Consider the following 15,180-nt stretch of genomic DNA (forward strand, 5'->3'; position numbering starts at 1 on the left):
ATAATGGTCTTTATGATATTATTAATATAACTATAATAACAATACTGTAATTTATTGTATAATGTGTTTTTTTATAGCAATGATAACTTATGTATTTCTAAATGAATAAAGCAGTTTAATTTTTCATAACATAAATATTTATTTACTATTTATGTAAATATTTATATTATATATTGTATGAAGATATGAGCATAAAATATGATTTTTATAATATAAAACTTGACATAGTTTCAAGAATTTAAAAAATTGGATAAAAGGAGTTATACATAAATGAGTGTGAGAAATTTAGTAGATGAATTAGATGAAATTATATATGTTTCCTCCTTGGATACATATGAACTTTTATATATTAATAAAAATGGGAAAAGGGTGCTAGGACTTGATGATATTTCTCATAGAAAATGTTATGAAGCATTACAAGGGAGAGATTCTCCTTGTGAATTTTGTACTAACTCTTTTTTGAAAGATGATGAATATTACATATGGGAAAATACAAACACTGAAATAGATAGACATTTTATATTAAAAGATAAATTAATTAAGTGGGAAGGTAAAGCTGCACGACTGGAAATAGCTCTTGATATTACTGATAAGGAAAATATAAGTAAGTCGATAGAGGAAAAATTGGAAATAAAAGAATTACTAGTTGGGTGTATTAAACATCTTATAACAGAAATTAATTTTTCAAATGCTATAAATCTTGTATTAAGCAGTATTGGGAAATTTCATAAGGCTGATAGAGCATATATTTTTGAAGTGTCATCAGATGGTAAAAAGATAAATAATACATATGAATGGTGCAATCAAGGTGTTGAGGGACAAAAACAATTCCTTGAAGATATTGATATTGAAGCATTAAAAAATTGGTTTTCATTATTTTATGAAAAAGGTTTTATAATATTAGATAATATAGAAAGTATAAAAGAAACACAACCAATTGAGTATGAAATTTTAAAACCTCAAAATATTGAAAGTTTAATAGCATCTTCATTAAAGCAAGATGACAAAATTATTGGATTTATTGGAGTCGACAATCCACATAGAGCTGTTAAAGATACATCTCTTTTGACTTCTCTATCTTATTTTTTATTGACTGAAATGAAAAAGAGAGAGGTAGAAAATAAATTGAATCATATGAGTTATTATGACTTTTTGACTGGAGTTTACAATAGAAATAAATATATTAAATACATAGATAATTTTTACAGCAATAAAGCTAAATCTATAGGTGTTGTGTTTATAGATATAAATGGATTAAAAGATATTAATGATAACTTCGGACATGCTAGTGGCGACTCAGCTATTGTGTCAACCTGTGTAATTATAAAAAAATACTTTCATTCCTATAATATTTATCGTATTGGTGGAGATGAGTTTGTTGTATTATGTGAGGAAATTTCAAAACAACTATTTGAAGAAAAGGTTACTTGGTTAAGTGAAGAGTTTAAAGATACTAGGGTATATAGTGTAGCAATAGGAAGCATTTGGAGTGAAGATAGTATAAATATACATAGCTTGGCTAAAATTGCTGATGAGAGAATGTATCAAGATAAGCAAAGATATTATGAAAAAAATAAACTAAAGACCAATAAAGTAGAGGGGATAAACAATTTAACTGGTTCAGAAAAAAGAATTTTATCTACATATGAAAATTTAGAGACGGAAGAACCTTTTGACAGTATAACAAGTGATGGATATTCTAAAACTTATGAAAAACTAGTTTATAATACATATGATATTATCTTAGATATTTGCTTAGAGAAAAATTTAATTACTCCAATCCATCAATCAGAAAACAATATTTTTAAAATTTCTGTAAAAGAGAATATACAAAAAACATTTTTATATATTAGAAATTATATAGTTCATCCTGATGATAGAGCTATATTTTACTCTAATCTTTATTCAAAGTTTCTTGATGATTCAAAAAATAACAAGCAAGAGGACTTAAAGTTGAGTTTTGAATGTAGATGTTTAGGAGAGGATAAAAGGTACTATTGGACATCCATGTGTATCCTAAATGTTATCAGTAAAAATAAATTTGGTGAAAATCAGACACATATTTTGCTTTCTATTAAAAATATAGACCATATTATGCAAATACGTAAAAGACAAAGAGATATATTGACAGGGCTATATAATTACGAAGACTTTTGTCAACAAGCAAACTTATTACTTAAAAAACATCCTGATAAACATTATGTTGCTATAATGATGGATATAGATAAGTTCAAGGTAATTAATGATATTTATGGTATTCAAGAGGGAGATAGAGCATTAATATATATTGCAGAATTGATTAAAAAAAATATTACTTCTAAGGGAATCTGTTGTCGTATGTATGCAGATGTGTTTTGCATTTTTTATGAGTGCTATCAGGATAAAGATGTAGATAAATTAATTTATAAAATTACAAAAAATTTAAGTACAAAGCAATTTGAGTATATGTTAATACCATGCTTTGGAATTTATAGGATTCTGGATAATAATATATCAGTTACAAATGCCTGTGAAATGGCAGGATATGCACATAAAAATGTAAAGAAGCAGAGCATAAATCATCATATGTTTTATGATGAAGCTATGAGAAATGATGCAATTGAAGAAAAACAGATGGAAAGAGAAATGGAATATGCATTGGAAAATGGACAGTTTCATGTATACTTACAACCTAAATATAATCTTGAAATAAATAAAATTGTAGGAGCAGAGGCTTTAGTTAGATGGATACATCCAGAAAAAGGTATAATACCTCCAAATAAATTTATATCACTATTTGAGAAGAATGGATTTATCATTAAACTAGATATGTATATATGGGAGCAAGTATGTGCTTTAATAAGAAAATGGATAAACTTAGGTCAGAAGCCAGTACCTATTTCCGTAAATGTATCAAGATTACACTTGTATAATCCTCAATTTAGATATATTGTTTTAGGTCTAATAAATAGATATAATATACCAAAATCATTTTTGGAATTAGAACTTACAGAAAGCTTATTTATTAAAAATATAAAGTTATTTGCTAAGATAATAGCAGAGCTTAGAACAGATGGTATTATTTTAAATATGGATGATTTTGGTTCAGCATATTCTTCATTAAATATGTTAAAAAATATAAATATTGACACATTAAAGATAGATTGTGGATTTTTTAATGAAAAAGAAATTACAGAAAGAGAAAAAATTGTTTTAAAGCATACTATAGCCATGGCTAAGGACTTAAAAATGGATGTAGTTGCAGAAGGTGTAGAAACAAAAGAGCAAGCAGAGTTTTTGGCTAGTTTAAATTGCGTGGTAATTCAAGGATATTACTATTGTAAGCCTATTCCAAGTAGGGATTTTGAAAGTTTACTTTATAATCATCAAGATAGTAAACTAATAACTACTTAAAATAATATGCTTCATTTAAATATAATATATTCTGTGATAGGTTGTCTAAATTAAATGTAAGATAGTCTGTATATATTCAATCAATTAATAATTCAGGATTGAATATATATAGGATTTATAGTATTTAAAATTTATTTTTCAGACATTTTTATCCTAAACGCTTGTATAGAGATTCTTTACCATAAATATAGAATGTGAGATAATAAATTAAATAAAAAATAAAAAGCAATGACATTATAATTTTTTTAGTAAGTACAATATTGATGGATTAGGAGCGAAGTTTATGATAGTGGGTATTATAGGTCCTTCAGACTCTGGCTTTAAGATAAAGGAAGACTTAAAACAGATAGACAGCAATTTAGAAACTAAAATATATGTAAGAGAAAAAGTAGTAGATACAGTAGAAGTTATTTCGAAATGTGAAGATGAATGTGATGCCATTATATTTACAGGGTGTGGAGTCTATGAGTTTATAAAATCTAGATATGAAATAAGTAAACCACATTCATTTGTTCCAAGAAGTGGGACAAGTATAATGAAAGCATTTTGGGCAATAAAGAGTGCAAATATAAAGCTAGATAAATTTAGTATAGATGTAGTTGATAGATATGTTGTAGAAGATGCACTTAAAGAGTTTGATATTGAAGCTACAAGTATATTTTGTAGGCCATTTTCTGTAGAAGTAGGAGAATCTGAACTTGCAAAGTGGCATATACAATTGTTTGAAGAAAATAAGACTGAGATAATGATAACTGGTTTTGGAGCAGTGTACAATGAGTTAAAGGAAAGAGGTTATCCTGTATTTCGCCTACAAGCAACTATACAATTAATCAAAGAAAGTTATGAAAAAGTGAAGAGTGAATATGCTCTAAGCGAGGCTAGATTTTCTCAAATTGCAGTAGAAATATTGAGTTTAATAGATTATAAAGAGAAGATAGAAAACTATTATTCTGATATGATAAAAAAATCAGATATGGATAAGCTTGTAGTAAACTATGCAAGAAGTATTCAAGGTTCTTTATTTTCGTTTGGAAGAAATGATTATGTAGTATTTGTTCATAAAGGTGTAGCTGATAATGAGTACAATTATGATAAATTATTTAAGCTAAAAAGAGATATAAAAGACATGGGATTTTCTCTTAGTATAGGGATTGGTACTGGGGTAACTGCATATCAAGCTGAAAATAATGCACATAAAGCATTAAGACATTCAATAGATTCAAAAGAGATTGGTATATATTTAGTAGATGAAGATGAAAATATAAGAGGTCCTTTAGCCTCAGAAAATGAATTAAATTACTCCCTAGTATTGGCTGATGAAAAAGTAATAGAAATATCTAAAAAAACTGGGATGAGTTGCGAATCAGTAGCAAAAATCATAGCTATAAGTGAAAATAGAAAAAGCAAGATTTACGATTCAAAAGAATTGGCAGAATATCTAAATGTAAGTGAAAGAAGTGCAAGGCGTATACTGAATAAAATAGTAAGTGCAAATCTAGGTAGAATATGTGCTAAAGAAACTAGTATTGGTGGAGGAAGACCAAAGAATATTACTGAGATATTGTTTTAAAATATTATATAAGATTGTATCAAGTGTCATATAAAACACTAAAACCTATGTAAATCAACTTTTTAAGATAGTACTTATAGAGTCGAAAATACATAGGTTTTTAATTATGAGATTTAAAGAGTAATACTGTATAAAAGTATTTATATGAGTGATAGTACTCTAATTTATCATTAATTTTTTATAATTCATTATTTAACTTAATCATATGATAGACTGATTTAAAAGTAGAATCTAATATCTATAATCTAAACATATGATATGCTAATTTAGAAGAATATATAATAATTATAATTTAATCATATGATAAACTATTTTAGCAGTATCATATAATTCATCTATATTTACATATTCATTAACTGTGTGTACATCATACATCCCTAAACTTAATATAGCACAGTTATATCCAAGATTAGCTAGTATATTTGCATCACTACCACCACCAATTACCATTGGATTTGGAACAACACCAACTTGTCTTATTGCTTCCTCACTTAATTTAAAAACATGACTGTCTCTACTAAGTTCAAAACTTGGATAAGACATATTATGTTCAAAAGTGTAAGTAGTATTAAATTTAGATGCAGCATCTAAACAACATTTTTCCATATGATTAAGTTCATATTCTAAAGTTTCAGGGATATGAGACCTGATTTCAGCAGTTAATGTAACCTTATCAGTTACTATATTTGTAGCTCCACCACCTTCTATTTTACCTATGTTTGAAGTTGTCAGAGAATCTATTCTACCTATATGCATATTGCTTATTGCATGAGAGGCAACCAATATAGCATTTATACCTTTTTCAGGTTCTATGCCAGCATGTGCTTTTTTACCATAAAAAGAGATTTTTATAGATTCCTGTGCAGGAGCCTTATATGCTATAGAACCAATAGCTCCACCAGAATCTAAAATCACCATATCCTTGCAAGGTAAATTATCAGGGTTAAAGTTTTTAACACCATGCATACCAGCTTCTTCACAAATTGTAAAACATAGATATATATCTCTATGTGGTATTTTTTCTGTAATAACATGTTCTAGAGCTTCAAGGATAGCGGCTATACCAGCTTTGTCATCTGCACCAAGTGTGGTAGTCCCATCACTTCTAACTACGTTACCATCTAGTATTGGATTTACACCTAAGCAAGGTTGAACTTGGTCCATATGAGCACATAAACAAAGAGGTCTACTTCCTTCTTCGCCTTTTATATATGCGATGACATTTCCCGTATTACCACCATATTTTTCACCAGTATCATCTATAATAGCGTCTATATTTCTTTCCTTTAGATAGTTTACTATCCATTTTGACATTTCCAATTCTTGATTAGATGGACTGTCAATTTTAACCATATCCATAAAATTATTTATAAGTCTATTTTTACTTAGCATAACTCATTTCTCCTTTTAGAAAAAAATTAAATAAATTACATACTATAAGAAGGGAATATTCCAGGTCCTAATGGAATATTAAACACCATAAATAGTATCAATAGTATAGTCCATACTATCAAGAATGATATAGAGTATGGTAACATATTAGCTATTACAGTACCCATACCCGCATCCTTATCATACTTTCTTGTAAATGCTAGTATAATAGGGAAGTATGGGAATAATGGGCTAAGTGGATTTGTTATACAGTCACCTATACGATAAGCCATTTGTGTAAGTGCTGGATTGTATCCAACCATCATAAACATTGGTACGAATATTGGTGCAAGTATAGCCCACTTTGCAGATGCACTTCCTATAAATAAATTTATAAAGCACGATAATATAATAAATCCTATCAATAATAAAGGACCATTTATTCCTGCTGATTTCAAAAACTCTCCACCTTTTACAGCTAGTATTAAACCTAAATTACTGTTTGTAAATAATTGCAAAAACTGTGAAGCAGCAAATGCTAGTATTATATATCCGCCCATATCACTCATTGCACCAGCCATTATAGAGACAACATCTTTATCCTTTTTTATTTTACCTATAGTTTTTCCATATACAACACCAGGTATAAAAAAGGCTAAAGCTATTATAGGTACCATACCTTTCATAAGAGGAGCATTATTTGATAATAAATCTCCTGTTTCTGGGTCTGCTAAGAATGGTTTTTGACCAATTACACTAAGTGCTATTATAATTGCTGCATATATTAATATACTTATACCAGCTTTTTTAAGTCCTTTTTTTTCTACATCGCTAAGACTACCATCAACATCTAACTCTGCATTCCCCTCGTATTTACCAAATCTAGGAGCTACAATTTTTTCTGTTACCCAAGTAGCCAATAATATTAATACAAAAGTTGATGCTATCATAAAAAATAAGTTCATTGTTGCATTAGCTTCAAATCCAGAATCAATCATCTGAGCTGCTGGTACTGTAAAGCTTGCAGCAAGTATATCGTTAACACTTATCATGATGTTTGCTGCAAATCCTAGACAGACTGCGGCATATCCAGAAAATAAACCTATAAGTGGATGTCTTCCAACACCAAGATATACAAGAGCAGCCAATGGTGGGAATAGTATTGTACCTGCATCTGATGCAATATTTGCAAGCATACCTATAGTCATTACAACAAGAGTTACTTTTGTTTCAGGAATTTTGCTTACTGATGCCTTTATTGTTGCTGTCATAAGTCCAGTTTTATCACAAACACCAGCACCTATCATAGTAACTAAAACTAGCCCTAAAGGTGCAAAGCCTTGAAAATTACTAACAATATTTCCTAATAAAATCTGAAGTTGTTCTACAGTTAATAAATTTACAGCAGTTATAGTCTCACCAGTACCAGGATGAACTACTGATATACCCATAGAACCGATTATGCTAGATAGTATAAGTAAAAGTACACATAATCCTAAAAATATTGTAACTGGGTCTGGTAGTTTGTTACCAACAATTTCTATTCTGTTTAATGTTCTGTCAAAAAAGTTCTTCTTTTTAACTACGTTATCATTCATAATATCCTCCCTATGTTTTTAAAATATAATATTGAAAATGAGTATTGTGGTCAAATTTATGATGTAAATTATGACTGTCAATTTAAGACGTGTCCACAATGTGTCCTAAAAAAAGTATAAAATAAACTTTTTCCTATGTCAATGTAATTTTCTGAATTTTCTGGATGAGTGGTGTTAATTAAATATGCTTTAAGTAGATTGATGCCGAATTATATCTAAGTTATCTACATTATATATACGCTTTAAAATTAATTTTAAAACAAAATTTTATAAAAATCTAGTGGAATATTAAGTTAGTAAAAGAATAAATTAATAAAATACAAAACTTTATAACAGCTAAAGTGGAGTATTTGGGTTAGAATTAAAAAATAATATGTAAGAGGATAAATTGTCATAAGAATATAATATATGAAAAATATAAAAGATTAAAGAATGGTAGAGAAATAGTAAAATACACAAGTTTATATTATGATGAATATAACCTATGTAGGAACTCTTTTTTAATGACTTTTGTATATGAGAATGCTATAATATATTCGATAATAAGTAAAGAGATATTAAAATAAAATTAAAAATATTAAGCTATTTATATGTTTTTGTAAACTAGATAGTAATATTATTATATTTTTATAAAAAATATATTGGAAATATAATCAATTTATATAATTGGAAATTATTGGATTGATTTTAATATAGAAATGAAAAAATATGAGTAATAGTACTATATGATAGTTAAATCACTTTTTAAATTAATAAATAATGTGAGAGTTTATTTATAAGTGTATTAACAGTAGTTGAACTGTAGAAGCATTAAATAATTTGTGAATGAGAGTGTGTAATGTACAAGGGGGGTATGATGTTAGAAACAATATTAAAGAATTTTAAAGCAAAGAAGATGAATTTGTATAAATCTGAAATTAGATTGAGAAATTATCGAAGTTTCTGTGGTTTATCATTATTAGGACTCACTATTTCAGCTATGGTGTTTGTATTTGGATTGATTTTATCAGAAGTTGTTACTTTTAATATAGAGTTTTTTATTATACTTGGATACTTTTTTATTCTTTATATTATTTCTAAATTTTACTTAAAAAAACATTCTCAGTATATAACACTTATCTTTTATTTGGCATTAACTCCAGCCATGATAATGGGTATTTTGATGGGAACTTTTCTAGATAAAACAGAACCATCAATCACGATTATGGTCTTTATATGTGTACTTCCTTTATTCATATTGGATAAACCGTGGAGAATTATTCTCTACATAACAGGAACTGCTATAATCTATGGTATTTGTTGCTTTATAGCAAAGGATATAAATATGTTTATGGCGGATTTAGTTGATTTAGTTATTTTTTATTTTTTATCTGTAGGTGTCAACTTTTTTATTCTAAATGACCGTATCGAAAGTGTAGAAAACTACATTAAATATAGAGCTAAATCAGAAATTGATTTATTGACAGGTATATATAATCGAGGTGCTGGTGTTGAAATGATTGAACAGCTTATGGAGGAAAAAAAGTATGGAGCCTTTATTCTTATCGATATAGATGATTTTAAATATATCAATGATTCTTATGGTCATATTGTAGGTGACCGTTATTTACAAGCTGTAGCTGATAATATAAAGAATATTTTTTATGATAGTGTAGTTTTAAGATTAGGCGGTGATGAATTTGCCATCTACGCTAAGGATTTAAATAATGAGGAGAAGTGTAGAATGCACTTTGAGAAATTATTTGATGCGTTAAATAATATGGAAGATTTATCACAGAATAATTATGTATTTCATATTAGTTTAGGATGTTCAATCTGTGATAAAAATATTACTAATTTTGAAGATTTATATAGTAAGGCAGATGAAGCTCTTTATGCAGCAAAGGAAGCAGGAAAAGGGTGTTATCGAATAAACTGATTTAATATTTTATCAGAATTTCTATCTATATCGAGTAGAAGTGAAATTGAATCAGAGGTATGTCCTGGTGTATCTATGATTTTTCCACATAGTTCTGCTTCAATTTCTTTACGATTATCATCAGATATAAGAAAACATCTCTTTTCAAATTCCTGTTTTAGTGGGGGAAACAAGTTTCTATTTTATTAAAAAACATACCACACTTACAATTATACTTCAAGATAACTTTATAAATTTTACGATTAGTATCTATTTGCAAAAAAACAAGACAATAATTATATGCTATAAAAAAATGAAATACAAGAAAAGATGGTATAGCCTCTATGACATATACCACCTTTTATATTATATAAATCAATCTTTAACGGACCTATAAAGTTTTGTCGTGTTTTTCTAAGAATGTTAAGTATTCTTCTTTAGTCATAACTGGAGTAAAGGCATCCAGTATACCTTTAGTCTCCTTAGCATTATCAAAAAGAAGGTCTACAACTGTAAGTGCCATAGCCTTAGCAGGAACTATGTAAGCTAAGTCTTCATCAACTATTTCAAAATCTCTCGTATGAAGAGCACCTTTTACACCACCAATCATAGGGTGAAGGGTAGGCATTATATGAGATACATCTCCAAAATCAAATGAACCAGTGAAATCTCCACCATCGATAATCTTTCCTTTTAAACCTAAATCTTCAAGGTTATTTTTAAATAGGTTATCAAGGTTTTTGTATCTTAATATTGGTAGATACCCAGGAATTTCAGTTATCTCAACATCAGCTCCAACCGCCATTCCACCAGCCATTAATGCTTTATTTATTCTTTTATTAGCATCTATCATGCCATTTATAGTTCTAGCCCTTACATATGATTCCATATGAACATCAGCAGGAACAACATTTACTATATCTCCACCTTTTGTGATGATAGGATGAAATCTAACTCTTTCAGATTCTTTAAAAGTCTCTCTAAGTGCATTTACATTATTTATAGCAAGCATTGCTGCATTTAAAGCATTTATTCCATCATGTGGAGCAGAACCAGCATGAGATTCTTTTCCTATAAATTTAACTTTTTTGCCGACAAAGCCATTACTTTCAGGGCCAACTAAAGCCTTATCCTCTCCTAAATCTGAAGAGTGAAACATCATAGATATATCTATATCATCAAAATAACCTCTTTTTATTAGTTCTTGTTTTCCACCAAAGTAAGTTATTTTTCCTTCTTTTTTCAATTGTTCTCTGTATTCTAATTCAATAAATTCTTCAGCAGGAGTAGCCATAAAAGATATTTTACCATCTAAATGTTCTAAAACTCCACTTTTTACTAAACCAACAGCGGCACCTAACATTCCAGCTATTTGTATATTATGTCCACAAGTATGAGATGCACCTATTTCATTAGAATCTTTATGTTCTTTGCATGATATACCATCTAATTCTCCAAGTATAGATATATGAGGACCTTCTTTACCAGAATTTGCATCTGCCTTACATCCTGTAACAGCTATATTTTTTTCGACAGATAAGTTTAGTTCTTGTTCAAAAAAGTTTGAAACAGCTTCTGTAGTTTTATACTCTTTATATCCATATTCTGGATTCTTGTAGATTCCATGACCTATTTCTAATATTTTTTCTTTATTTTCATCTATAGTCTTTATTACTAGAGATTTTAATTGTTCTTTATTCATAATAAGTTCCTCCTATATTTTACCTTGAATACTTAAAACTATATGAGCTATACTTGCACATGCAAAGAATATAGTTGTAAAAACAACAAGTGATATTATAACTATTTTCCATGACATTTCCTTTAAAGCTTCTATTTTGTTTCCAACAGAAATTCCTGCAAAAGCTAGTAGAGGAGTAGTTATAGCCATAAAATTAATATTATTAGTGCTAGTTAAGAATACTTCAGATGTTGGACTATATGGCATACTAAGTAAAAGACCTATTATAGTTGCAAATCCAAAAGCAGGAAATATTGATTTAGGAAATAAATCCTTTATAATCATAGCAGCCATAGCAGCTAATATTAACATTACCATTCCAGGAAAAGCTGTTACTATAGATGTACCAACACTAATTCTTTGCCCTATAAGAATTATAACTCCAATAATAGACATAACCAATAATTGATATGAACTTTTCTTTAAATCTAAATTAGCAAACATTTATTAGCACTCTCCTTTTGTAGTTTTTGTTTCTTCAGCCTTTTTACTTCTTGAAAATTTAGGTTCTAAAATTTTGTACATAAAGTTAGTAAATGGTAAAGATACAAAGACCAAGAATATAATTCCTGTTATACTAGACATCATATTACTTGTTGCTGCATAGGCAAGTATTGTATCTGCCATTTCTGGAGGTACCATGGTAGAAAGTGAACCAGCAGCTGCGGTCATCATACTTCCACTACCAACACCACAAGCCATTCCTAAAGCATATGGATGAAGGCCACTATAAATTGACACTGAGCCTAACACACTAAAATATATAGTACCAAGAACTGTACCCATTAAATATGTACCAAGTACGCCACTACCTTCTGGAGAATTTATTCCATATTTTTCAGATATAACTCCTAAAGAAGGTTCACGGCTTATACTTGCAGTAGCTCCAATAGCTTCTCTTTTCATACCAAACATTAATGCAAGAGGTAATGCAACTATTGGTGCAAGTATGTGACCAAATTCTTGAGCAAGAAATGCAGGTCCAGCTTGAATTATCTTATCGATGTTTGGACCAACAGTAGTCCCATATTTTATACCAAGCATTACTAGTGCAATTCCAACAACTTCACCAGCAATATTGATTTCTTTTTCTCCAATAACTTTTTTAAGTGCTTTAATTTTTTTTCCCAATAAGTCAGGTGTTATTATAAGTCCGATTATAACTGCATAAAGCATTGGAAATAGTATTATAGAAGCTGAACCAATAGCTAAGGTTCTTTGTCCTATAAATTCACATATTACTACTAAGATTAAGCAAGTTAAAAAGACTTGAATAAAGTGTTTTTTATTAATTTCCATGATTGCCTCCCTAAAAAATAAATATTGTACTTATTTGAATTTGAAATAGAAAATACGTTTTCTTAAATATAATACGTTTTCCTAAGTTACATAGAATTATATAGTAAAATTGTTTTTCAAATAAGTTTCAGAAATGTCAATAACATGTCCTTAATTAAGGATAAATCAAAAATTTAACATTGTCAACGAAAAAATATGTAAAATATTACATAACTTCAAAATATTAGCATATAAATTTATTTATTAAAAATTTGCTTAAATATTGTAGGAATAAAATATAAAAAGCTTTAAAATAAATAATATAATAGTAAAATTAATAAATTATAAAGTTTAAAGCAATGGGAAAAATCAACTTAATAAAATACATGAAAGCTCTATGGTTAATTTATAGAAAATAAGGATAAATATAATAATTTTAGTAGGTGATAATAGATGAAAATAAATAGATTAACAGAAATAATAGTAATACTATTAAATAAAAAATTAGTTACTGCTAAAGCGTTGGCTGAGAGGTTTGAAGTTTCTACAAGAACTATATATAGAGATATAGAAACTCTGTCTATGTCAGGGGTACCAGTATATATGACTAAAGGCAAAGGAGGAGGAATATCTTTAATAGAAGAATATTCTATAGACAAAACTATATTGTCAAAGGAAGATAAGGAGAGTCTAATAATAGCACTTCAAACATTGCAAGTAACAAAGTATCCAGAAATAAATTCAGTAGTAGATAAAATTGGTTCAATATTTGGAGAAAGTAATTTTGCAAACTGGATTGAAATAGATTTTACTGAATGGGGAAGTAATTTTAATGAGGATGATAAATTTACAAAAATAAAAAATGCTATTTTAAGACGCAACACTATAAATTTTGATTATGTAAATAGTTTTTCAAGTCAGACAAATAGAACTGTCGAACCTATGAAGCTAATGTATAAAAGTAAGACTTGGTATTTGTATGGGTTTTGCAAATTAAAGGACGATTTTAGAATATTTAGAATCAGTAGAATGAAAAACTTAGTAGTAAAAGAAGACTTATTTTCAAGAAAGATGATTGAAGAGGCATGTTTAGATGACTCTAAAATAATTAAAGAACATATTGTAACTCTAAGGCTAAGATTTAAAGAAAAGATGCTATATAGAGTTTTTGATGATTTTAACAATGATTTAATAACTAAAAATGAAGATAATACGTATGATGTAATTGCAGAATTCCCAATTGGAGAGTGGATTTATGGATATATCTTATCTTTTGGAGATAGTGTTGAAGTACTTGAACCTAAATTCATTAGAGATAATGTTATAAATAGATTGAAAGAGATGTTTAATATGTATTCATTATAAGTTACTATTACTAAATTTAATTATATTAAAATATATGACATATAGATGTCGTATTTTATAAATTATAATTAACTAAAGAAACATGTAATCAAAAGTAATTAATAAAGCTAAAGTGAGGTATAAAGCATGGATTATGAAATAGTACAGATAAGTGAAAAAATAGTTGTAGGTGTATCAAAAGAAACTACAAATAACGATGGACAAGCAGTAAAAGACATAGGTGAATTATGGAAAAACTTTATGGGGAAAGGTATCTATAATGCTATAAAAGGTAAAAAAAATGATAAAACAATAGGTTTATATACAGACTATCAAGGTGATTTCACAAATCCATATAACTTTGTAGCATGTTGTGAAGTAAATAGTGAAGATGATAAGGATAACAATCTAAGTGAATTTAATGAAAAAGATATTTGTGGAGAATTTGTTATAAGTAAAGTTATACCAGGTGGTAAATATGCAAAATTCACTATAACAGGAGATATACAAAAGTCAGTGGGAGAATTCTGGTTTGAGTTTTGGAAAATGGATTTTGATAGAACTTATATAAGTGATTTTGAGGAATATCAAAATAATACATATGATATGAATAATCAAGAAGTTCATATTTACATTGGAATAAGATAAATTCATTGATAAATTTTAACCTATAATGGCGAAATTCCTCTTCCTCGCCATAGGAGGTGGAGGATGTAAGCCTAACCGATAGGTTATTTATTTTACTTGATTTTCAGAAAAATGTATTGTATTATAAAGTCAGTAGTAAAAACTGAAAGGAAGTAATTACAATGAAATTAGATAATAATAATCATTCAGTATTTTTGTTATACTATCACTTAATTATGTGTATAAAATATAGAAGAAAAGTAATAGATAACTCTATATCAGATAGACTAAAAGATATATTTGTAGATATCTCCCAAAATTATGGAGTGGAGTTGCTAGAATGGAATCATGATATTGACCA

11 protein-coding genes are annotated in these 15,180 nt (G+C 28.1%); 6 read left to right on the top strand and 5 right to left on the bottom strand.

Annotation, left to right across the window (positions count from 1 at the left end; translation table 11 throughout):
- The first annotated feature begins 270 nt into the window (after window positions 1-270).
- Window positions 271-3,393: a bifunctional diguanylate cyclase/phosphodiesterase gene (locus KGF48_RS19030; RefSeq protein WP_227868452.1), complete on the top strand. Its 3,123-nt coding sequence runs from the start codon at window positions 271-273 to the stop codon at window positions 3,391-3,393.
- A 283-nt stretch (window positions 3,394-3,676) separates the two neighbouring features.
- On the top strand, window positions 3,677-4,963 hold the full coding sequence (locus KGF48_RS19035; protein WP_227839682.1) for a transcriptional regulator: 1,287 nt from the start codon (window positions 3,677-3,679) through the stop codon (window positions 4,961-4,963).
- Between the two features lie 285 nt (window positions 4,964-5,248).
- On the opposite strand, the gene KGF48_RS19040 is transcribed toward KGF48_RS19035, so the two are convergent.
- Together KGF48_RS19040 and KGF48_RS19045 are read right to left on the bottom strand one after the other, a co-directional pair.
- Window positions 5,249-6,355, bottom strand: a complete 1,107-nt coding sequence (locus KGF48_RS19040; protein ID WP_227868453.1) for a M20/M25/M40 family metallo-hydrolase — start codon at window positions 6,353-6,355, stop codon at window positions 5,249-5,251.
- A gap of 35 nt (window positions 6,356-6,390) precedes the next feature.
- Window positions 6,391-7,932 (bottom strand): AbgT family transporter, encoded by a 1,542-nt coding sequence (locus KGF48_RS19045; protein ID WP_227839684.1) that lies wholly within the window; start codon window positions 7,930-7,932, stop codon window positions 6,391-6,393.
- A gap of 856 nt (window positions 7,933-8,788) precedes the next feature.
- Between KGF48_RS19045 and KGF48_RS19050 the strand changes: the two genes are divergently transcribed.
- Complete coding sequence (locus KGF48_RS19050; RefSeq protein WP_227839685.1) at window positions 8,789-9,850, top strand: GGDEF domain-containing protein; 1,062 nt, start codon at window positions 8,789-8,791, stop codon at window positions 9,848-9,850.
- A 370-nt stretch (window positions 9,851-10,220) separates the two neighbouring features.
- Here KGF48_RS19050 and KGF48_RS19055 read toward each other — a convergent pair whose 3' ends face one another.
- From KGF48_RS19055 to KGF48_RS19065, 3 genes are read right to left on the bottom strand one after another with little or no spacing between them, the layout of a single operon-like run.
- Window positions 10,221-11,531: a M20 family metallopeptidase gene (locus tag KGF48_RS19055; RefSeq protein WP_227839686.1), complete on the bottom strand. Its 1,311-nt coding sequence runs from the start codon at window positions 11,529-11,531 to the stop codon at window positions 10,221-10,223.
- A gap of 12 nt (window positions 11,532-11,543) precedes the next feature.
- Window positions 11,544-12,014, bottom strand: a complete 471-nt coding sequence (locus KGF48_RS19060; RefSeq protein WP_227830001.1) for a hypothetical protein — start codon at window positions 12,012-12,014, stop codon at window positions 11,544-11,546.
- Between the two features lie 3 nt (window positions 12,015-12,017).
- A complete protein-coding gene (locus KGF48_RS19065) occupies window positions 12,018-12,869 on the bottom strand; it encodes a DUF3100 domain-containing protein (RefSeq protein WP_227830000.1) in 852 nt (283 codons plus the stop codon).
- A 432-nt stretch (window positions 12,870-13,301) separates the two neighbouring features.
- Between KGF48_RS19065 and KGF48_RS19070 the strand changes: the two genes are divergently transcribed.
- From KGF48_RS19070 to KGF48_RS19080, 3 genes are all read left to right on the top strand, one after another.
- Window positions 13,302-14,213 carry a helix-turn-helix transcriptional regulator gene (locus tag KGF48_RS19070; protein ID WP_227868454.1) on the top strand — a complete coding sequence of 304 codons (912 nt, stop codon included), beginning with the start codon at window positions 13,302-13,304 and terminating at the stop codon, window positions 14,211-14,213.
- Window positions 14,214-14,339: 126 nt separating this feature from the next.
- Window positions 14,340-14,840, top strand: a complete 501-nt coding sequence (locus tag KGF48_RS19075; RefSeq protein ID WP_227868455.1) for a GyrI-like domain-containing protein — start codon at window positions 14,340-14,342, stop codon at window positions 14,838-14,840.
- Window positions 14,841-15,001: 161 nt separating this feature from the next.
- On the top strand, window positions 15,002-15,180 hold a 179-nt coding region (locus KGF48_RS19080; protein WP_227868456.1), incomplete at its 3' end, for a transposase.

Source organism: Clostridioides sp. ZZV15-6388 (assembly GCF_020657755.1).
In the GTDB taxonomy this organism is placed as follows: Bacteria; Bacillota; Clostridia; order Peptostreptococcales; family Peptostreptococcaceae; genus Clostridioides.

What these genes read in the sequence shown, in the direction of transcription:
- KGF48_RS19030 (WP_227868452.1), top strand. Translation starts at nt 271, where the DNA reads ATGAGTGTGAGAAATTTAGTAGATGAATTAGATGAAATTATATATGTT.
- KGF48_RS19035 (WP_227839682.1), top strand. Translation starts at nt 3,677, where the DNA reads ATGATAGTGGGTATTATAGGTCCTTCAGACTCTGGCTTTAAGATAAAG.
- KGF48_RS19040 (WP_227868453.1), bottom strand. Translation starts at nt 6,355, where the DNA reads ATGCTAAGTAAAAATAGACTTATAAATAATTTTATGGATATGGTTAAA.
- KGF48_RS19045 (WP_227839684.1), bottom strand. Translation starts at nt 7,932, where the DNA reads ATGAATGATAACGTAGTTAAAAAGAAGAACTTTTTTGACAGAACATTA.
- KGF48_RS19050 (WP_227839685.1), top strand. Translation starts at nt 8,789, where the DNA reads ATGTTAGAAACAATATTAAAGAATTTTAAAGCAAAGAAGATGAATTTG.
- KGF48_RS19055 (WP_227839686.1), bottom strand. Translation starts at nt 11,531, where the DNA reads ATGAATAAAGAACAATTAAAATCTCTAGTAATAAAGACTATAGATGAA.
- KGF48_RS19060 (WP_227830001.1), bottom strand. Translation starts at nt 12,014, where the DNA reads ATGTTTGCTAATTTAGATTTAAAGAAAAGTTCATATCAATTATTGGTT.
- KGF48_RS19065 (WP_227830000.1), bottom strand. Translation starts at nt 12,869, where the DNA reads ATGGAAATTAATAAAAAACACTTTATTCAAGTCTTTTTAACTTGCTTA.
- KGF48_RS19070 (WP_227868454.1), top strand. Translation starts at nt 13,302, where the DNA reads ATGAAAATAAATAGATTAACAGAAATAATAGTAATACTATTAAATAAA.
- KGF48_RS19075 (WP_227868455.1), top strand. Translation starts at nt 14,340, where the DNA reads ATGGATTATGAAATAGTACAGATAAGTGAAAAAATAGTTGTAGGTGTA.